This is a genomic window from Microbacterium sp. NPDC087868, from assembly GCF_044900755.1.
Classification (GTDB): Bacteria; Actinomycetota; Actinomycetes; order Actinomycetales; family Microbacteriaceae; genus Microbacterium; species Microbacterium galbinum.
The window spans coordinates 103,407-122,521 of sequence record NZ_JBJDNO010000004.1 but is presented as its reverse complement, the minus strand read 5'-3'; the positions used below and the strand labels follow the sequence as shown (position 1 = coordinate 122,521).

Sequence of the window (19,115 nt, the reverse complement as noted above, 5' to 3'; positions counted from 1 at the left end):
GAAACTGTCGGGTGAATCTGTCGGGGTGGATCTGTGGTGAAGAGTGCCGGCCGCGACCCCCAATCCCCCGATCAGGGTCGCGGCCGGACGTTTTCGGGGTGGCGCGAACGCGCGCCCGACGGCTACGCCGCGGCGAGCGCCGCCGCCACGATGTCGAGGCCCTCGTTCAGCAGCTCGTCGCCGATCGAGAGCGGCGGGAGGAAACGGATGACGTTGCCGTAGGTGCCGCACGTGAGCACGATCACGCCCTGCGCGATGGCGGCCTTCGCGACCGCGGCCGTGAGCGCGGCATCCGGCGCCTTCGTCTCGGGGTCGACGAACTCGGCGGCGATCATCGCGCCGTGTCCGCGCACGTCGCCGATACGGGCGTCGCTCTTCTGGATGTCGAGCAGACGAGCGGTGAGGATCTCGCCGATCTCGCGTGCGCGCTCGATCACTCCGTCGTTCTCGAACACGTCGATCGAGGCGAGGGCCGCGGCGCAGGCGATCGGGTTGCCGCCGTAGGTGCCGCCGAGTCCACCGGCGTGCGAGGCGTCCATGATCTCGGCGCGGCCGGTGACGGCGGCGAGCGGCAGACCGCCGGCGATGCCCTTGGCGGTCGTGATCAGGTCGGGCTCGATGCCGAAGATCTCGCTCGCGAACATGTGCCCCGTGCGGGCGAAACCGGTCTGCACCTCGTCGGCGATGAAGACGACGCCGTTCGCACGGCACCACCCGGCGATCGCGGGGAGGAAGCCCTCGGCGGGCACGATGAAACCGCCCTCGCCCTGGATGGGCTCGATGATGACGGCGGCGAGGTTGTCGGCGCCGATCTGCTTCTCGAGCTGCAGGATGACGCGGGCTGCGGCCTCTCCGCCCTCGAGACCGTCGCGGAACGGGTACGACATCGGTGCCCGGTAGACCTCGGGCGCGAACGGGCCGAAACCGCTCTTGTAGGGCATCGACTTGGCGGTGAGCGCCATCGTGAGGTTGGTGCGGCCGTGGTAGCCGTGGTCGAAGGCGACGACGGCCTGACGACCCGTGTGCTTGCGGGCGATCTTGATCGCGTTCTCGACCGCCTCGGCTCCCGAGTTGAACAGGGCGCTCTTCTTGGCGAAGTCGCCGGGCGTGATGCGGTTGAGCGCCTCGGCGACGCCGACGTACGACTCGTAGGGCGAGATCATGAAGCAGGTGTGCGTGAACTGCGCGGCCTGCGCGGCGACGGCGGCGGCGACCTTCGGGTGCGCGTTGCCGACCGAGGTCACGGCGATGCCGGAGCCGAGGTCGATGAGCGAGTTGCCGTCGGCGTCGACGACGACGCCGCCACCCGCGGCGACCGCCGCGACGGGAACCGTGTGACCGACACCCGCGGCCACGGCATCCGCCTTGCGGGCCAGTAGCTCGGCCGAGCGCGGGCCGGGCAGGTCGGTGACCAGGCGACGCTCCTGGGGGAGCTCGGGTCCTCCGAGAGGGACGACGGGGGATGCGGTGTCGAGGAGTGCCATGTCGCGAGCGTACGACCGGGCACCGACATCGCGCATTCGCCCGACTGTACAATCGACGACGAGACTTCGCCGGCATGTACACGAGAGGCGCCGCATGGCCGATCAGCCCACTCTGCAGGCCCTCCTCCGGCGACGTGATCTCGACCTCCGTCTGGTGTCGCACCCGGCCGCGCTCCCGGTCGCCGCCCTCGAGAGGCCGTTGCGCTGGGTGCACAGTTCGGACCTCGCCGACCCCACCCCGTTCCTCTCCGACGACCTCGCGCTCCTCACCACCGGCACGCAGTTCGACGCGGCATCCGAAAGAGACGCGGCATCCGACATCGGCGCGTACGTCGCCCGTCTCGCCGACCGCGGCGTGCTCGGACTCGGGTTCGGCACGGAGGTGCACCGCTCCGGCATCCCCGATGCTCTGGTCGACGCCTGCGCCCTGCACGGCATCCCGCTCTTCGAGGTGCCTTATCGCACCCCCTTCATCGCCATCGCCCGCGCTCACTCCGAAGCCATCGCCGCGCAGGCCTACGCGCGGCGCTCCTGGGCGCTCGACGCGCAGCGCGGGCTCGCACTGGCCGCCCTCCGCCCCCGAGGACTCGATGCGATCATCACCGAGCTCAGCCGTCGGCTGGGCGTGTGGGCCGGGATGTTCGACGCCGCGGGCGCCCTGCTGCACTCCCCCGCGCGCGATGCGGTCGACCGCGAGCTGCTCGATGCCCTGGGCGAGCGCGTCGCCGAGGTGCTCGCCCGCGGGCTCGAGGCCGGGCAGTCGCTCACGATCGACGGGCGCACCTTCCTGCTCTCGACCGTCGGCCGTGGCGGACACCTGCGCGGAGTGATCGCTCTCGAGATCGACACCCTCGACGCCGAGGCCCGCGCCGTCGTCACCTCGGTGATCGCGATGTCGGGGCTGGCGCTCGAGCAGAGCGAGCAATTGGCGCGCAGCCGGCGACGCCTGCACTCCCAGCTGCTGCGTTCCCTGCTCACCGATGACCCGTCGATCGCGCGGCGCGTGCTCGGGGCGCTGCCCGTCGCGCCGATCGTCGTCGCCGTCTCCGGCGATGCCCCCGCCACCGCCCTCGTGGACTGGTGGGAGCGTCAGCGCACCGAGCACGGGGTGGCGTCGTTCCTGGCCGAGTCGGACGACGGTGTGACGATGTGCGTCGCGGCCGACGACGACGCGCTCCTCGACGAGCTGGCGGCGCGTTTCGGCATCCGTATCGGCGTCTCCGAACCCGACTCCTACGCCGCGTTCTCCCGCTCGCACGCCCAGGCCCTCACCGCTCTGCGCCAGCGGAGCACGCCGGGCGCCGCCCGATTCGCGGATGCCGCCGGCTCGAGCATCCTGTCGGCGCTGGCCACCGACGAGGCACGCCTGGTCGCCGAGTCGCGCCTCGCACCGCTGCGCGCCCACGATGCCGGTACCGGGTCGGGGCTGGAGCAGTCTCTGCGGGTGTGGCTCGAGAACGACGCACGCGCCGAACAGGCCGCGACCGCCCTGGGGGTGCACCGCCACACCCTCCGCTCGCGCATCGCTCAGGCGGGCACGCTGCTCGACATCGACCTGTCGTCGTTCCCGGCGCGCGCCGAGTTGTGGGCCCTGCTGGAGACGGCGCGCGACTGAGGCGCGGAGAGCACGTTCCCGTCGCAGCGAACGCGGGTCGACCCGCGAACGCGCTACACGGACGGCGCCGCCCGGAGCGGCCAGGCGGGCCACCAGCCGTCGTCGAGATCGCGCAGCACGGCGGCTTTCTGCTCGCGCACCTCTTCGGGCAGTTCCGGAGCCGCCCCCGAGCTGCTCGATCGCCCCTCTCCGCCGAGGGAGACCAGCTGCGTGAGCTGCCAGGCGCGGCGTCCGACGGGGAACCGCTCGCGGAGTCCGCCCGCAGCGATCGCACGAAGCGTCCTCTCGAGCTCATCCGCCGCGGATTCGGCGGTCTCGTCGCACGCATCGCACGTGCAGGAGGGGATGATCGCCCGGAAGAGCGCGCCGGCCTCCACCTCGACGCACGGCCCGGTCTCCGTGAGCGCGATCGGAGCACCCGTGCGCGGTTCCAGCACGATGCGCCGGGCACCCTCGGGCCCTCCCTCCTCGCGCACCTCGGTCTCGTACCCGCTGCGGAGGTGATCGACGAGGGCATCGACGACGAGGCGAAGCGGTTCGAAGCGCTCCGGATGCGACTCCCGCGAGTACGCGTCCTCGGGCGGAGCGCCGCCCGCCCACCGGCTCCCGTACCGGATGATGCGCCCTTCGTCATCGGCGTACTCGCGCGTCGGAAGAGTCGGACGACGGTACTCGACCGGCGGGACGACCGGCGCCGGCTCCGCAAGGTCCCGGGTGAGGGCCTGCATCTCTTGATCGTCGAGATCGTCCTGCTCCCAGGAGGCGAGCATCTCCCGGAAGTCGTCGAGCCGCTCGGGGTGCGTGAGGATCCCCTGCAGGAGACCCGCCACCGGGATCGAGCGCGTGTTCGTGCCGATCTCGAGATCGGGCGTCGCTCGCCACCTGGCAGCGGGATGCAGGACGGCGATCGCATTACCGAGGAACCGCGCCGCGGACTCCGCCAGTGCGGCCGAATCCGCGATGATCGGATGCTCGGCGATGAACCTCCACAGCGCCGGGAAGTCCTCCGCCAGCTCCGTCGGATCGGCTCCCCCGCTTTCCGCGAGCCCCGCGAAGGATTCGAAGCCTTCGACGAACCTCACCGGCGCCGAGGCGGCTGCGAGCGGGGGGAACCGCAGGATGGCGGAGGCGGCCCCCGGCGGCGCGCCGACGGGCCCGGGGAAGACGTCGCTGTTCATCGTGTCGCTCCTCTCCTCACCCCCGGCGTCGTCATCGCGCCGAGTCCGATGAGCCTAACGAGCACCCTCACTCCGGCGCGTGCGCCTCGAGGAATTCGTACACATCGGTCGTGTCGACGCCCGGGAACGATCCGGTCGGAAGCGTCGCGAGGAGCGTGCGCGGAGTCTTCACGTTCGGCCAGGAGTTGTCGCGCCAGCGCTCCTCGAGCTCGGCCGGGGCTCGGCGGCAGCACACCTCGACCGAATGCTTCGAGACACCGCGGTGGGGAGTGTCGCGTCCGACGAACCACTTGGTGTCGTCGAAGCGCACGCCCACGCTCACCGAGTGCAGCCCCTCGCTCGACGCCTCGACCCTGGCCGTGCACCAGTAGGTGCCGTTGCCGGTGTCGGTGTACTGGTAGTAGGGGTTGAAGCGGTCGTCCTCGTCGAACACCACCCGGCTGGTCCACCTGCGGCAGCACATCTGCCCTTCGATCGCCCCGAGGCGGTCGGCGGGGAAGTTCACGTCGTCGTTCTCGTACGCCTTCGTGATCGTGCCCGACTCGTGCACCTTGAGGAAGTGCACGGGGATGCCGAGGTGCCGCGTCGCGAGGTTCGTGAAGCGGTGCGCGGCCGTCTCGTACGAGACGGAGTAGGTGTCGCGCAGATCTTCGATCGAGATCGCCCGTCGCGCCTTCGCGTCGCGGAGCGCCGGGACGACGTGGGCCTCGGGGATCAGCAGCGCACCGGTGAGGTAGTTGGTCTCGACCCGCTGGCGCAGGAACTCGGCGTAGCTGCGAGGCTCGGAGTGCCCGAGGATGCGGCTCGACAGCGCCTGGAGCACCGCGGTGCGGGCGTCGCCCTTGGCCGGCACACTGCTCGACAGGTACAGGCGCCCGTGCGCGAGATCGGCGACGCTGCGGGTGGTCTGCGGCAGGTCCGGCGCGTAGTGCAGGGTGAAGCCGAGATAGGCGGCGATCTCGGATGCCGTGCGCTGGGTGAGAGGGCCGCCCGGGTGGCCGACCGCGTCGAGGATCTCGGCGGCCTTCTGCTCGAGGTCGGCGAAGTGGTTGTCCTGCCGGCGCATGAGGTGACGCAGCTCGACGTTCGCCCGCCGGGCCTCCTCCGGCGTCGCCGCCCGCTCGTCGCGGAGTCGGTCGATCTCGCCGTGCAGCGCGAGCAGGGCGGTGAGCGCCTCGGTCGGCATCGACTTCGCGATGCGGAAGGGCTCGATGCCGAGCGCCTGGAACGTCTGCCCCTTCATCGCGCGTTCGAGCGCGATCTCGATCGCACTGCGCTCGTCGAGCGGCTCGCCCTCGAGCAGAGCGTCGAGCGTCACCCCGAGGGCGCGCGCGATCGCCTGGAGCTGCGACAGCTTCGCCTCGCGCTTACCCGTCTCGATCATCGACAGCTGACTCGGCGCACGATCGACCGCGGAGGCGAGGTCGTCGAGGGTCATCCCCCGCGCGGTGCGCAGACGGCGGATACGCCGCCCGATCGTGAGTGCGTCGGTCTCTTCTGCGGTTCCCGCCGGGGTCCCTGAGCCGGTCGAAGGGTCCATGACGGCGATTCTGTCACAGAAACAGAATTTCGACCGATCTTCACAGGGAAACCCTTCATCGAAGCATCCGTTCTTCACCCACAGTGGATCACACGCCACCCGGCACCGCCGCCGGATCGACCGAAGGAGACACCATGACGACGCACGCACCCCGCCCCGCAGGTCTGCGAGCCGGCGACCAGGTCCAGACCGCCGCCGAGCTCCAGGAGATCTGGGACACCGATCCCCGCTGGGACGGCGTCGAGCGCACCTACACCGCCGACGACGTCATCCGCATCCGAGGGTCCATCCGCGAGGAGTCGACGCTCGCCCACCGCGGCGCCGAGAACCTCTGGAACCTGCTCCACACCGAGGACTACATCCGCGCACTCGGGGCCTACACCGGCGGCCAGGCCGTGCAGCAGGTGCGCGCCGGGCTCAAGGCGATCTACCTCTCGGGCTGGCAGGTCGCCGCCGACGGCAACCTCGCGGGCCAGACCTACCCCGACCAGTCGCTGTACCCGGCGAACTCGGTGCCGGCCGTCGTACGCCGCATCAACAACGCGCTGCTGCGTCAGGATCAGCTCGAGCACGCCGAGGCCGCGGCGGGTGAAGGAGAGATCACGCAGGACTGGCTCGCCCCGATCGTCGCCGACGCCGAGGCCGGATTCGGCGGACCGCTCAACGCCTACGAACTCGCTCAGTCGCTGATCCAGGCCGGCGCCGCCGCGATCCACTGGGAGGACCAGCTCGCGAGCGAGAAGAAGTGCGGCCACCTCGGCGGGAAGGTGCTCGTGCCCACCCAGCAGCACATCCGCACGCTGAACGCGGCGCGGCTCGCGGCCGACGTCGCGGGCGTCCCGACCGTCATCATCGCCCGGACGGATGCCCTCGCCGCCGACCTGCTCACCAGCGACGTCGACGAGCGCGACCAGGCGTTCACCACCGGCGAGCGCACGCCCGAGGGCTTCTACCGCGTGACGCCGGGCATCGACGCGGTCATCAGCCGCGGCCTGGCCTTCGCCCCCTACGCCGACCTGCTCTGGGTCGAGACGGGCGAGCCCGACATCGAGCTGGCGCGCGCCTTCGCCGCGGCGGTCCACGCCGAGTTCCCGGGCAAGCTGCTCGCCTACAACTGCTCACCCAGCTTCAACTGGAAGCGCCACCTGTCGGATGCCGAGATCGCGACGTTCCAACAGGAGCTGGCCGACCTCGGCTACAAGTTCCAATTCATCACGCTGGCCGGCTTCCACGCCCTGAACTACTCCATGTTCGACCTCGCCCGCGGCTACGCCGATCGCGCCATGAGCGCGTACGTCGAGCTGCAGGAGGCCGAGTTCGCCGCCGAGGCCGACGGCTACACCGCCACCAAGCACCAGCGCGAGGCGGGCACCGGCTACTTCGACGTGATCTCCACGGCGCTCAACCCCGACAGCGCCACTCTCGCCCTCGCCGGCTCCACCGAGACCGCGCAGTTCCACTGACCCTCCCTCTTCACTGGGTTGCTGAGCCTGTCGAAGCACCCCCACGAGACAAGGACCCATCATGACCATCACACCCCCCACCCCGACCCTGCAGGGTCCGGCGATCGAGATCACCGGTACGCTGCACGACCGCTACGACGAGATCCTCACGCCCGCGGCGATCGCTTTCCTCACCGAACTGCACCACCGGTTCGCGTCGCGCCGCCACGACCGGCTGGCCGACCGCATGCGCCGCCGCTTCGAGATCGGCAACGGGCACGACCCGCACTTCCGGGCCGACACGGCGCACATCCGCGACGACGCCTCGTGGCGCGTCGCCGGTGCCGGACCCGGCCTCGAGGACCGTCGCGTCGAGATCACCGGACCGACCGATCCGAAGATGACGATCAACGCCCTCAACTCGGGCGCGCGGGTCTGGCTCGCCGACCAGGAGGATGCCACGAGCCCCACCTGGAGGAACGTCGTCGAGGGCCAGCTGTCGCTGCGCGATGCGATCCGCGGCGAGCTGTCGTTCACGTCCCCCGAGGGCAAGGAGTACCGCGTCACCGCCGAGCGCACGCCGACCATCGTGATGCGTCCGCGCGGCTGGCACCTGCCCGAGAAGCACATCGCCTTCATCGACCGCGCGGGGCGCCGCACCGCGGCATCCGGATCGCTGGTCGACTTCGGCCTCTACTTCCTGCACAACGCGCAGGCGCTGATCGAGGCGGGGCGCGGCCCGTACTTCTACATCGCGAAGCTCGAGTCGAGCGACGAGGCGAAGCTGTGGGACGACGTGTTCTCGTTCAGCGAGGAGTACATCGGTCTCCCCCACGGCACGATCCGCGCCACGGTGCTGATCGAGACCCTGCCGGCGGCGTTCGAGATGGACGAGATCCTCTACGAGCTGCGCGACCACTGCGCGGGCCTCAACGCCGGACGCTGGGACTACATCTTCTCGATCATCAAGAACTACCGGGGTCGCGGCGCCCGCTTCGTGCTGCCCGACCGCAGCGAGGTGACGATGACGGTGCCGTTCATGCGGGCGTACACCGAGCTGCTCGTGCAGACGTGCCACAAGCGCGGAGCATTCGCGATCGGCGGCATGAGCGCCTCGATCCCCAACCGCCGCGACCCCGAGGCCACGGCGCGCGCGATCGAGAAGGTCGCGGCCGACAAGAAGCGCGAGGCCGGCGACGGCTTCGACGGCACCTGGGTGGCGCACCCGGATCTCATCCCGACCGCGCAGGCCGAGTTCGACGCGGTGCTCGGCGACCGGCCCAACCAGGTCGACCGGCAGCGCGACGACGTGCATGTGCAGGCATCCGATCTGATCGACCTCCACATCGGCCGACCGATCACGGCGAAGGGCGTGCGCGACAACGTGTCGGTCGCGATCCGCTACCTCGAGGCCTGGCTGCGGGGACTGGGCGCGGTGGCGATCGACAACCTCATGGAGGATGCCGCGACCGCCGAGATCAGCCGCTCGCAGGTGTGGCAGTGGATCCACCAGGACCGCACCACGGAGGACGGCACGGCGATCACCGCCGAGTACGTCGAGGAGCTCATCTCCGCCGTGCTGCGCGAGGCGACCCGCAGTGCCGACGACCGGTTCGACGACGCCGCGGAGATCTTCCGCGAGGTCGCGCTGCGCGAGGAGTTCCCCACCTTCCTGACGCTCGGCGCCTACGCCCGGTACCTCGACTGACGTCCTGACCGTGAGGAAGAGCGGATGCCGCGGCTGAACCGGCCGCGGCATCCGCTCTCGGGCGTAGCCTGAAGACATGACCGAGTTCTGGGGCGACATCGCGAGCGAGTTCCTGCACCTGTACCCGAACGGCGGGCGCCTGCTCGCGGTGGCGGGGGCGGATGCCGAGCGCTCGCGCCGCGCGGCCGACGATCTCGCCGCGGCGCTGACCGCCGCGGGACAGCGCGTCGAGCGGGCGCACTCCCCTGCCGGTGACGAGGACGCGCTGCGCACCGAGGTGATCGCGCCGTTCCGCACCGACCGCAGCGACCGCGTGCTCGTCGTCTCGGGCCCGGCCTCGCTCGTGAGCGCGAGCGCCCGCGGCCTCTGGAACTTCGCGATCTGGCAGCTCGCGGGCGACGAACAGCCGCACACCGCGGCATCCGTCATCGTCGACGTCACCGACCCGGATGCCCCGACCCGCCGCTTCGCGGACTACTGCGCCCTCCCCAGCGCCTTCGGCGCCTGACGCGAAAGCTCGCGCAGCGGGTCACGTGAACGACGCGGCGACCGAGTTGCGGTGGTAGTCGAAGACGATGCTCGTGCGCGTCGAGGCGACGCTGCTCTGGGCCGAGAGGTGCTCCAGCACGAACTCGCGCATCTCCGAGGAGTCCGCCACCGCGATGTGCAGCAGGAAGTCGTCGTCACCGCCCAGGAAGAACACCTGGATCACCTGCGGCAGCGCGCGCACCCGGTCGGCGAACTCGACGATGCTCTCGCGGCGGGCGCTCGGGCGCAGGCTCACGCCGATGATGGCCTGGAGGCCGGCGCCCAGCATCCGCTCGTCCACGCTCGCGTGGAACCCCGTGATCACGCCCCGCTCGATCAAGGAGCGCAGCCGCGCGTGCGCCGTCGACGGGGCGACGCCGAGCGTGCCGGCGAGCTCGGCGTTGGTCATGCGGCCGTCCTCCGCGAGCAGCGCGACGATGCGCTGGTCGACCGGGTCGAGCGCGGGAGCCCGAAGAGTGTTCGGTCGATCCGGGGTCGTAGAGGTCTCCATGCGAATCATTATTCAGGATTCGGACGATTCGCGAATGATCTTCGTGAAATCTGTTGTCCTGCCGATGTTTCTGCGATCCTGTTCTGCAACAACCGCCCCTGAGCAGTGGAGTATCGATGAAGATCGGCGTGCCGACCGAGGTCAAGAACAACGAGAACCGCGTCGCGCTCACCCCCGCGGGCGCAGACCGTCTCGTACACGAGGGACACCGCGTGCTCGTGCAGTCCGGCGCGGGACTCGGGTCGCGCATCGATGACGACGCCTACCGCGCCGTCGGCGCCGAGATCGTCGACACCGCCGCCGAAGCCTGGGGCGCGGCCGACCTCCTCCTCAAGGTCAAGGAGCCGATCGCGCAGGAGTACGGTTTCCTGCGCCCCGACCTCACCCTCTTCACGTACCTGCACCTCGCGGCCGACCGCCCGCTGACCGAGGCGCTCGTCGCCGCCGGCACCACCGCCGTCGCCTACGAGACCGTGCAGCTGCCCGACCGCAGCCTGCCGCTGCTGGTGCCGATGAGTGAGATCGCCGGCCGCCTGTCGGTGACGATGGGCTCTTACTCCCTGCTGCGCTCGAACGGTGGCCGCGGACTTCTGCTCGGCGGCATCGCGGGCACCCCGCGCGCCAAGACGGTCGTGATCGGAGGCGGCGTCGCGGGCGAGCACGCCGCAGCGAACGCCCTGGGCCTGGGCTCGCAGGTCACGGTCTTCGACATCTCGCTGCCGCGCCTGCGCGACCTCGAGCACCGCTACGGCGGCGCGCTCCAGACCCGCGCGTCGAGCCGCTACGACATCGCCGAGGAGCTCGCGACCGCCGACCTCGTGATCGGTTCGGTGCTCATCCCGGGCGCGGCCGCTCCCAAGCTCGTGACCGACGACATGGTGGCCGGTATGAAAGCCGGCTCGGTGCTCGTCGACATCGCGATCGACCAGGGCGGATGCTTCGAGGGTTCGCGACCCACGACCCACGACGACCCCACCTTCGCGGTGCACGACTCGATCTACTACTGCGTCGCCAACATGCCCGGGGCCGTTCCCGAGACCGCGACCCGCGCGCTCACGAACGCGACCCTCCCCTACGTCTCGGCGATCGCCGGGAAGGGCTGGGCGCAGGCATCCGCCGACGACGCATCGCTCGCGCAGGGCCTGAACGTGCAGGGCGGGCGCATCACCCTCGACGCGGTCGCCCGCGCGCACGGCCTCTGAGCCTCCTCCACTCCCGTGAGGGGTCACGACACGCCCTCCGCGCACGCCTCGATGGGGCGTGTTGCGGCCTCTCACCGGGTTCCCCCGTGGCAAGAACGCACGATCTTGCTCGCGTCGCGGCCCGCACAACGCCCGCGCCCCCGAGTACGCTCGTAATCGTGACCGAACGCGCTCCTCTCTCCCGCAAACTGTCCGCGATCGCCGAGTCCGCGACCCTCAAGGTCGACGCGAAGGCCAAGGCGCTGAAGGCGGAGGGCAAGCCCGTCATCTCGTATGCCGCCGGCGAGCCCGACTTCGCGACGCCGCAGTTCATCGTGGATGCCGCGGCCGAGGCCCTGGCCGACCCCGCGAGCTACCGCTACACGCCCGCCGCCGGCCTCCCGGCGCTGCGCGAGGCGATCGCCGCGAAGACGCTGCGCGACTCGGGTCTCGAGGTCTCGCCGAACCAGGTGCTCGTGACCAACGGCGGCAAGCAGTCGGTCTACCAGGCGTTCCAGACCGTGGTGAACCCCGGCGACGAGGTGCTGCTGCCGGCACCGTACTGGACCACGTACCCCGAGGCGATCCGTCTCGCCGACGGCACGCCCGTCGAGGTGTTCGCGGGTGCCGACCAGGACTACAAGGTCACGGTCGCGCAGCTCGAGGCCGCCCGCACCCCGCGCACGACCGCGCTCGTCTTCGTGTCGCCGTCGAACCCCACCGGGTCGGTGTACACCGCCGAGGAGACGAAGGCGATCGGCGAGTGGGCCCTCGAGCACGGCATCTGGGTGATCAGCGACGAGATCTACCAGAACCTCACGTACGAGGGAACCGCGGCGGTCTCGATCGTCGAGGCGGTCCCCGAGGTCGCCGGCCAGACGATCCTCGTCAACGGCGTCGCGAAGACCTACGCCATGACGGGCTGGCGCGTGGGCTGGATGGTCGGCCCGGCCGACGCGATCAAGATCGCCGGCAACCTGCAGTCGCACCTGACGAGCAACGTCAACAACGTCGCCCAGAAGGCCGCGATCGCCGCACTCAACGGACCGCAGACCGAGGCCGAGCAGATGCGCGAAGCGTTCGACCGCCGTCGCCGGCTCATCGTCTCGGAGCTCTCGAAGATCGAGGGCGTCGTCGTGCCGAACCCCCTCGGCGCCTTCTACGTGTACCCCGATGTGCAGGGGCTCCTCGGCCGCACCTGGGGCGGCGTCACGCCGACCACGTCGCTCGAGCTCGCCGACCTCATCCTCGAGCAGGCCGAGGTCGCGGTCGTCCCGGGCGAGGCCTTCGGCCCGAGCGGCTACCTGCGCCTGTCGTACGCACTCGGCGACGACGCGCTGCTCGAAGGCATCCAGCGCCTGCAGCGCCTGTTCGCCTCCTGAGGCATCCGGGTGTCACCCGGAGGAGCCTCACTCCTCCGGGTGGTACCCGATCAACCAGCGGATGCCGTAGCGATCCACGAGCGACCCGTCGACGTCGCCCCACGGGCGGGTGGTCAAGGGAGAGATGACCCGACCTTCTGCGGCGAGCGCGTCGAACCAGCGCGTGAGGGTGTCGGCATCCGCCGTTCCCAGCAGCGAGAAGAACATCCCGCCCATCTGCACCGCGTCGTCGTCGGCCCCGGCATCCGCACCGGCGAGCTCGACCACCCCGCGCAGCATGCCGTGCCCGATCGCGTCGGCGGGGCCGTCGTGGCGACCGAGCTCGGCGTAGTCGAAGAGCTGGAGCTCGCCACCGAAGATGCCCTGGTAGTGAGCGAAGGCTTCCGCGGCGTTGCCGGGGAAGAGGAGGTAGGGGATGAGTCCGCTCATCCCGCGAGTGTACTGCGGTAGCGTCGCGGCTTGCCCTCGCCGAGGTCGATCACCCGCGCCACCGCGGTGACCTCGACCGGCACCGCCAGCAGCGCGACGAGCGCCGCCTCGATCGCCCGGGCGTCTCCCCCGGCGATCGCCGCGTGCACGACCCCGTCGTCGCCCTGCACGACCGACCATCCCTCGGCGCCATGCGCCTGCAGGTGCTGGGTCAGGTCGACGCTCGCGACGAGCGACCCGTCGCCCGCGCGGAAGCGGGTGTTCTCCCGCCCCTCGAGGTCGGCGATCCCCACCGCGCCGTCGGGCAGCCGCACGAGCCGCCCGTAGTCGCCGGTGCGGTAGCGCACGAGCGGCAGCAACGGGTTCTCCCCCGCGGTCACCGTGATCTCGCCGACCTCTCCGTCGGGCACCGCGATGTCGCGCCGCGGATCGAGCACCTCGACGAGGACCCGACGATCGAGCACCCGGAACGGGCCGTCGTCGGCGCGCGCGGCGATCGGCCGGGTCTCGTGCAGCCCGTAGACGTCGATCACGGGGCACCCGAACGCATGCTCCAACCGCGCGCGCAACGGGGCCGACAACGCCATCGCCCCCGAGAAGATCACCGAGGGATGCAGCACCCCGTCGAGCCCCGCATCGACGAGCTCGGCGAGGCTGGTCGGGTGCCCGCCGAGGATCTGCGGGTCGGCGTCGGCGAGGAACCGGCGTCGGGCGTCGGCATCCGGCCACGCCGACACGTGCAGGTTGAGCCGGGCCATCGCCCGGTGGGCGAAGCTGCTGATCACCGAGACGTAGGTGAACGCCTGGCGCTGGAAGACCAGGTTCGCGACCGCCATCCGCTCACCGTCATCGCTGACGGTCGCGCCCTGCTGCGCGGCGAGCGCGCGCAGCAGGTGGAACCCGCGTGCGACCTCCTCGACGTCGTCGGGGATCAGCAGGGCGGCACCGGTCGACCCCGAGCTCGTACCGTGCAGCATCCGTCCGAGGTCGGCGTCGAGCGGCACGTGCGCACCGAGGTCGGCGACGAGGTCGCTGCGGCGGGTGGTCGGGTAGTCGGCGAGCGCGGCATCCGCGGGCATCGCCCGATGCCTCAGCGTGCGGCGAACCGCGGCCAGGTGATCGGCGAGCCATCCGTCCGTCGGGAGCGGATGCCGTACTCGCTCGACCTGCGCGGCGCTCAGCCGGTCACCGGTCGCGTGCGTCCACTGCGGGGCGTCGGGATGCCGTCGCCACCGGGTGAGGCGGGCGGCCCCCGCATCGTCGAGGGTCGGCCAGCGCTCGGCATCCGTGAGCACCGCTGCCGCCCCGGGTGCGTACTCGGCGAGTGCGAGCGGATCGATGGCGTCGGGGTCGTCGGAAACGCCGACCCCCTCGGCGTCACTCACTGGAGTACCGCGCCGCCGCCTCCTTGCGACGCGCCTCCTGCAGCTTGCGGGCGATCTCGGCGCGATGCCGGTGCCCCTCGTAGGCGTCCGCGAGCGCCTTGTCGCGGGCGAGGGAGTCGACCGCGGCGAGCAGCGACGAGGCGGTCTGCGCGTCTTCGCCCTCCGGCAGGTATCCGCGCCAGAGCAGGAACGTGCGCGCTGCCTCGATGCGTCGCTCGTCGTCGGAGATCCAACTCAGCGGGTCGGATACGGGGGCGAGCCGCAGTGCGAGCGCATCGACCGCGAGGGCAGCGGCACCCCCTCCCACCGGGGAGGAGAACGGGGCGACGAGCTCTTCACTCGCGACGATCCAGAGCGCGATCGCCGCTCCCCGGCGCACGCGCTCATCGCCGGCGAAGCGCACGCAGGCCGGCGCCATCCCGAGCACGTCACCCCCGAGCGCGCGCACGGAGACGCGGTCGTCGAGGAACATCTGCGGCACCGCCGAGAGCCGGGCGGCGATCGCGTCGAGTGCGGGGCCCGGGCGGGCGCGCGTCCACGCCTCCTGCTCCCCGCCGGACCGCTCGCTCCAGGCCGCGAGCAGCTCTTCCGTCGACGCCTGCTCGTTCTCCGCCCGCTCCGCCTCAGCCATGCAGTCGCTCCGCGAGGGCGGCGCAGGCCGCGGGGGCATCGTCCATGCTCGACAGATACACCACGTCGTACCCGTCGCGCCGGGCGAGGTCGGAGACGCGGTGGAGTCGGTCCATGAGCACGAGCGTACCCGTGGTGAGCTTCTCCCTCACCGCCCGGGCGACGCCCGCGAAGGGCTCGTTCCCGACGCCGAACATCGACACGAGCCCGTCGTCGGAGAGCACCACGACATGGCGCTGCACCTCCTCGGTCACGCGCGGGAGAGCCGCGTAGCGGGAGCCGTACAGATCGAGCGGGAACGAAGTGCCGCCGCCGAAGAACACGCAGAGAGCGCCGACGATCTCGGCCGGGTCGCGGCTGGCGCGCTCCATGCCCGCGACCTGCCCGGCGGCGGAGAAACTGGTCACGCGCACGCGCCCGCCGCCGCGGAGCACCGACAGGGCGAGGATCGTGCCGGCCAGCACGGCCGGAGACCCGGCGCGGGGGTTGCGCATCGACCCGGACGAGTCGATGTAGAGGTCGATCTCGATGCTCGTCTCGCGCACGACCGGGTCGTCGTCCAGTTCCGAGCGGCGCCGCGTGGTCACCCCGGGGATGACCCGGCCGCCGCGCAGGGTGGCGGCCCAGTCGATGTCGCCGATCGCGTCTCCGGTCTCCCACAGTTCGAGCGGCCCGGGGAGCCCTCCGGCGGGATGCGCCGGCGCGCGCCGCGTGTAGGGGCGCACCCGACTCGCCGCCTCGGTGCGGTACCAGGCCGCGAGCACCTCGGCCTGATCGAGGTCGGAGTAGAGCCCCAGCGTGCGGGCGACGTCGAGGCGCTGTCCGGGCTGCGACGACGCGTCGTCGTCAGGCTCCACCGCCTCCGCAGCCCCCGGATGCGCCGGGAGGTCGCCGCGCAGACGCTGATCCGCGAGGATGCGGCCGAGTTCCTCGGCGCTCGGCCCCTTCTCGTCCGCCGCGCAGCCGACCCCGCCGACGGTGGGCACCTCGCGCGCGGCATCCTGCCGTTCGGCGATGTAAGGCGCCGCGATCACCCCGAACCGCACCGCACCCGACACCGGGTCGGCGCCGAACGTGCGCACCGCATCGGCGACCAGCGCGGCATCGACGACGGGATTCGTCGTGCGCGCGCCGGCGAGCTCGGCGGCGATGCGCGCGCTCTCGGCCTTGCGCTCGCGCAGGATGCGCTCCTTCTCGCGGTGCCTCTCGGCGATCGTGTCGAGCGGCGGCAGCTGTTCGTGCGCGACGGCGGGCGGCGGAGCGGGCGGGGCGTCGATCGCGCAGAGCGTGCCGGCCGGCAGCCGCCACAGGATCTCGTAGGCGCGGCAGTACACCCACCACAGCCGATCGGCGCTGTCCGCGGGTGCGGGGTACAGCACACGACCGAGACGGATGATCCCCGGCTCGCCCGCGGCATCCGCCTCGGCCCGCTGCAACTGCGCGAGCCGGGTGTTGACGAGCAGATCGTTCCACAGGTTGGCGAGCAGGCCGATATCGGATGCCGCGGGTGCGCGCGACGAGACCGCGGCGAGCGCGCGTGCCATCTGATGCCGCACCTTCAGCCCGTCGATCCGGGTGCTCGGGGCGAGCACGTGGTGTCCGACCTCGTGCGCCAGCATGCTCCAGAGCTCGTCGGCGAGGCCGCGGCCGGCGAGGTAGTCGGGGTCGATCGAGACGGACGGTGGGAAGGTGAACCAGGCGGGCGCCCCGGCTTTCGCGTGCGCACCGGGCAGCACGATCGGGTCGTTCAGTCGTACACCCCACAGCGCGAGCGCGCGCTCCCAGGCCGCGCGCACGGTCTCGTCGACCGCTGCGCGGGGAACCTTGCCCGTCCTCACGCGGCGTCTCGCACGTGCACCCAGGCGAGGTGGGTGTCGGGCCCGATGACGACGCTCACGCCGTCGGCCGCGGGATCGGATGCCGCAGCTTCGGGCTCGACGGACGCCGTGAGCCGGGCGCACCACACGTCGGCGTCGAGACGCCACCACTCCCCCGCGACGAGGAACGCGAACGCTCCGGCATCCGCGAGGCGCACGACCCGGTCGGGCGGACGGATCCACGCGCCGCCGACTCCGCGGAAACCGCCGATCGCGAGCACGTAGCCGCGCTCGTCCGCGCGTCCCGGCCACCAGAACCGGTCGGTGCGCTGTCGGCGCAGGAAGGCTTCGAGCAGCTCGATGCCGATGCCGAGGGTCGCGGCGGCCGCCCGCCGCTCGACCGCAGCCTCGATCCGTTCGAGCCGGGTCAGCGCATCGGTACGCAGGGCCAGGGCGCCGGACCGCCACGCCGCGATCGCGACGAGGTCGAGGGCCCGCTCGCGATCGGCCGCGGCATCCGTATCCTCCGCGAACCCCGCTGCGAGCGCCCGCACGAACAGCCCGACCTCGCCGTGCGCGCGACGCACGCCCTCGATCGCGGCGGCGATGTCGAGTCCGGCGGCCGTCAGGTCGGGCGGCGACGCGGGCGGGAAGGAGTCCCGCGCGTTCGCGAGCTGCAGCGGGCGGCGGATCACCCGCGGGTCTCCTGCCAGCGGGCGAAGGCGGTGTAGCGCTGGTGCAGGTACTTGAGCGCGATCACGTCGTCGAAGTCGCGACCGTAGAGCTTGCCGATGCCGGCGATGCGGCGCAGCTGCGCTTCGATCGCGGTGATCCGACGCGAGACGTCGAGGGCCGAGACGCCGTCGAGTCCGCGGTCGAGCTCGCCGAGGAGGGCGGCGACCGGGTCATCGGCGTCACGTCCGAGCACGTCGTACTGGCGGCACGACTGCACGAACAGATCGTTCAACCAGCTGACCGTGTCGGTGGCGAGTTCGCGCTCGGCGCCCACGTCGAAGCGCGGGTGGGTGTCGTTGGGCAGCAGTTTGCCCCGCAGCACGAAGGGCAGGATCGCGGCGATGTCGGCGAGTTCGACGGCATCCGCTCCCCGGAACCAGGCCATCGCCTTCGCGTAGAGGATGAGCGTCTGCAGGGCGCGCACCGACAGGCCGTTGCGCGTCTGGGCGCCGAGGTCGACCTCGAGGTCGGCCCCGCTGTTCGCCTCGATGACCTCGCCGACGCTGCCACCCGCAGTGGTCACGACGTCTTTCGTGCGGTACTCGAAGCGGCGTCCGCCGTGCTGCACGAACTCGAAGTGGCTGAGGAAGAACCGCAGGCGATGGCGCACGCCGTCGGGGATGGGCACGGCGCGGATCAGGGCGCGCATCCGCTCCTGCTCGGCCGCGTCGAATCGAAGTTCGGTCGGCACGTGCTCCTCGGGCTTCTCGCCCGCCTCGACCCGCGTGATGAGTTCGTCGAGGAAGCGGCTGTTGAAGCCCGCGGCCTGCACCGTGACGTCCATGCGGTCTCGAAGCGCCTGGATCACCGGGAACGTTCCGCCACCCGCGTCGTCGTTCGCGGTGAAGAACCAGCTCTCGACGCCACCGTTCGGTGCGGTGCGCCGCATCTGGTCATGGCTCTCGACGTACCCCTCGGCGACCATCGTCAGCAGCGCCGACTGCGTCTTGGTGGGTATGCGGTTGTACTCGTCGATGATCTTCACCGGGAGGCCGAGCCAGTCGCGCCACGCGATGCGGATGTCGCTGAGCTTCTCGGCCTCGACGAGGTCGCGCGGCAGCGGGATGCCCACGAGGTCGCTCACCGTGAGCTGCGGCTGCCCCTGCTGCACGGCCCGGCGCACGTCGTCGGCCCCGGTGCCGGCGAGCACGCCCATGAGCACGGCGACCGTCGTCTTGCCGCGCCCCGGCCCGCCGATCAGGAGGCACTTGCCGCCGACCGCGAACGTGAGCAGTGGCAGCAGCACGTTCGACGAGAAGGATGCCTGAGTGGGCAACGAGACCTTGGCATCGGCGTCGCCGAGCGCGATCGAGAGCGGGTCGCCGTGCGAGAACTCGATGTCGTAGTACGGGGAGATGACGGCCCGATTGACCATCCAGTAGTAGGCCTGGCGCAGCTTCTCGTCAAGGGGCACCGCGGTCGCCGCCACTGCCGGGCGGAAGAGATCCTCGGCGGTCATCTGCCCGACGCCGTGATCGGCTCCCGGGTTGGTGGGCGATGCGGACACGCGGCTCCAGCGATCGGACATGCGATCATCCTACGGGCGGCGG

At 71.4% G+C, this 19,115-nt stretch carries 16 protein-coding genes; 6 read left to right on the top strand and 10 right to left on the bottom strand.

Annotated features, from left to right (window positions below):
• Positions 1-122: 122 nt before the first annotated feature.
• A complete protein-coding gene (gene gabT, locus ACI2JZ_RS14490; RefSeq protein WP_404598223.1) occupies positions 123-1,484 on the bottom strand; it encodes a 4-aminobutyrate--2-oxoglutarate transaminase in 1,362 nt (453 codons plus the stop codon).
• Positions 1,485-1,578: 94 nt separating this feature from the next.
• On the opposite strand from gabT, the gene ACI2JZ_RS14485 reads away from it, so the two are divergent.
• A complete protein-coding gene (locus ACI2JZ_RS14485; protein WP_404598222.1) occupies positions 1,579-3,099 on the top strand; it encodes a PucR family transcriptional regulator in 1,521 nt (506 codons plus the stop codon).
• Between the two features lie 53 nt (positions 3,100-3,152).
• On the opposite strand, the gene ACI2JZ_RS14480 is transcribed toward ACI2JZ_RS14485, so the two are convergent.
• Together ACI2JZ_RS14480 and ACI2JZ_RS14475 are read right to left on the bottom strand one after the other, a co-directional pair.
• Positions 3,153-4,277, bottom strand: coding sequence for a DUF6226 family protein (locus ACI2JZ_RS14480; RefSeq protein ID WP_404598221.1), 1,125 nt, complete (start codon positions 4,275-4,277; stop codon positions 3,153-3,155).
• A gap of 67 nt (positions 4,278-4,344) precedes the next feature.
• Positions 4,345-5,817: an XRE family transcriptional regulator gene (locus ACI2JZ_RS14475; protein ID WP_247634116.1), complete on the bottom strand. Its 1,473-nt coding sequence runs from the start codon at positions 5,815-5,817 to the stop codon at positions 4,345-4,347.
• A 134-nt stretch (positions 5,818-5,951) separates the two neighbouring features.
• Here ACI2JZ_RS14475 and aceA point away from each other — a divergent pair, with 134 nt between their 5' ends.
• From aceA to ACI2JZ_RS14460, 3 genes are all read left to right on the top strand, one after another.
• A complete protein-coding gene (aceA, locus tag ACI2JZ_RS14470; RefSeq protein WP_404598220.1) occupies positions 5,952-7,280 on the top strand; it encodes an isocitrate lyase in 1,329 nt (442 codons plus the stop codon).
• Positions 7,281-7,341: 61 nt separating this feature from the next.
• The gene (gene aceB, locus ACI2JZ_RS14465; protein WP_247634114.1) at positions 7,342-8,967 is read left to right on the top strand and encodes a malate synthase A; all 1,626 of its coding nucleotides are present in this window, start codon (positions 7,342-7,344) and stop codon (positions 8,965-8,967) included.
• Between the two features lie 76 nt (positions 8,968-9,043).
• Positions 9,044-9,475 carry a hypothetical protein gene (locus tag ACI2JZ_RS14460; protein WP_404598219.1) on the top strand — a complete coding sequence of 144 codons (432 nt, stop codon included), beginning with the start codon at positions 9,044-9,046 and terminating at the stop codon, positions 9,473-9,475.
• 21 nt (positions 9,476-9,496) lie between these two features.
• On the opposite strand, the gene ACI2JZ_RS14455 is transcribed toward ACI2JZ_RS14460, so the two are convergent.
• Complete coding sequence (locus tag ACI2JZ_RS14455; protein WP_247625146.1) at positions 9,497-10,015, bottom strand: Lrp/AsnC family transcriptional regulator; 519 nt, start codon at positions 10,013-10,015, stop codon at positions 9,497-9,499.
• Between the two features lie 107 nt (positions 10,016-10,122).
• On the opposite strand from ACI2JZ_RS14455, the gene ald reads away from it, so the two are divergent.
• Entirely contained in the window at positions 10,123-11,208 is a 1,086-nt protein-coding gene (gene ald / locus ACI2JZ_RS14450; RefSeq protein WP_404598217.1) for an alanine dehydrogenase, read from the top strand.
• A 158-nt stretch (positions 11,209-11,366) separates the two neighbouring features.
• A complete protein-coding gene (locus ACI2JZ_RS14445) occupies positions 11,367-12,569 on the top strand; it encodes a pyridoxal phosphate-dependent aminotransferase (protein ID WP_404598216.1) in 1,203 nt (400 codons plus the stop codon).
• A 27-nt stretch (positions 12,570-12,596) separates the two neighbouring features.
• Here the strand turns inward: ACI2JZ_RS14445 and ACI2JZ_RS14440 are convergent, their stop codons facing one another.
• From ACI2JZ_RS14440 to ACI2JZ_RS14415, 6 genes are read right to left on the bottom strand one after another with little or no spacing between them, the layout of a single operon-like run.
• The gene (locus tag ACI2JZ_RS14440; RefSeq protein WP_247956738.1) at positions 12,597-12,998 is read right to left on the bottom strand and encodes a glyoxalase/bleomycin resistance/extradiol dioxygenase family protein; all 402 of its coding nucleotides are present in this window, start codon (positions 12,996-12,998) and stop codon (positions 12,597-12,599) included.
• Positions 12,995-14,383 carry an AMP-binding protein gene (locus ACI2JZ_RS14435; protein ID WP_404598215.1) on the bottom strand — a complete coding sequence of 463 codons (1,389 nt, stop codon included), beginning with the start codon at positions 14,381-14,383 and terminating at the stop codon, positions 12,995-12,997. Before ACI2JZ_RS14435 ends, ACI2JZ_RS14440 begins: the two co-directional genes overlap by 4 nt.
• Entirely contained in the window at positions 14,376-15,014 is a 639-nt protein-coding gene (locus ACI2JZ_RS14430) for a phosphohydrolase (protein WP_404598213.1), read from the bottom strand. The genes ACI2JZ_RS14435 and ACI2JZ_RS14430 overlap by 8 nt, the downstream gene beginning before the upstream one ends.
• The gene (locus tag ACI2JZ_RS14425; protein WP_404598212.1) at positions 15,007-16,851 is read right to left on the bottom strand and encodes a VWA domain-containing protein; all 1,845 of its coding nucleotides are present in this window, start codon (positions 16,849-16,851) and stop codon (positions 15,007-15,009) included. The genes ACI2JZ_RS14430 and ACI2JZ_RS14425 overlap by 8 nt, the downstream gene beginning before the upstream one ends.
• Positions 16,848-17,525 carry a potassium transporter Kef gene (locus ACI2JZ_RS14420; RefSeq protein WP_404598211.1) on the bottom strand — a complete coding sequence of 226 codons (678 nt, stop codon included), beginning with the start codon at positions 17,523-17,525 and terminating at the stop codon, positions 16,848-16,850. The genes ACI2JZ_RS14425 and ACI2JZ_RS14420 overlap by 4 nt, the downstream gene beginning before the upstream one ends.
• Positions 17,522-19,093, bottom strand: coding sequence for an AAA family ATPase (locus tag ACI2JZ_RS14415; RefSeq protein ID WP_404598210.1), 1,572 nt, complete (start codon positions 19,091-19,093; stop codon positions 17,522-17,524). Before ACI2JZ_RS14415 ends, ACI2JZ_RS14420 begins: the two co-directional genes overlap by 4 nt.
• Positions 19,094-19,115 lie beyond the last annotated feature (22 nt).

Bases quoted from the DNA above. Each gene is read 5' to 3' on its own strand.
- gabT (WP_404598223.1), bottom strand. From the start codon at position 1,484: ATGGCACTCCTCGACACCGCATCCCCCGTCGTCCCTCTCGGAGGACCC.
- ACI2JZ_RS14485 (WP_404598222.1), top strand. From the start codon at position 1,579: ATGGCCGATCAGCCCACTCTGCAGGCCCTCCTCCGGCGACGTGATCTC.
- ACI2JZ_RS14480 (WP_404598221.1), bottom strand. From the start codon at position 4,277: ATGAACAGCGACGTCTTCCCCGGGCCCGTCGGCGCGCCGCCGGGGGCC.
- ACI2JZ_RS14475 (WP_247634116.1), bottom strand. From the start codon at position 5,817: ATGGACCCTTCGACCGGCTCAGGGACCCCGGCGGGAACCGCAGAAGAG.
- aceA (WP_404598220.1), top strand. From the start codon at position 5,952: ATGACGACGCACGCACCCCGCCCCGCAGGTCTGCGAGCCGGCGACCAG.
- aceB (WP_247634114.1), top strand. From the start codon at position 7,342: ATGACCATCACACCCCCCACCCCGACCCTGCAGGGTCCGGCGATCGAG.
- ACI2JZ_RS14460 (WP_404598219.1), top strand. From the start codon at position 9,044: ATGACCGAGTTCTGGGGCGACATCGCGAGCGAGTTCCTGCACCTGTAC.
- ACI2JZ_RS14455 (WP_247625146.1), bottom strand. From the start codon at position 10,015: ATGATTCGCATGGAGACCTCTACGACCCCGGATCGACCGAACACTCTT.
- ald (WP_404598217.1), top strand. From the start codon at position 10,123: ATGAAGATCGGCGTGCCGACCGAGGTCAAGAACAACGAGAACCGCGTC.
- ACI2JZ_RS14440 (WP_247956738.1), bottom strand. From the start codon at position 12,998: ATGAGCGGACTCATCCCCTACCTCCTCTTCCCCGGCAACGCCGCGGAA.
- ACI2JZ_RS14430 (WP_404598213.1), bottom strand. From the start codon at position 15,014: ATGGCTGAGGCGGAGCGGGCGGAGAACGAGCAGGCGTCGACGGAAGAG.
- ACI2JZ_RS14415 (WP_404598210.1), bottom strand. From the start codon at position 19,093: ATGTCCGATCGCTGGAGCCGCGTGTCCGCATCGCCCACCAACCCGGGA.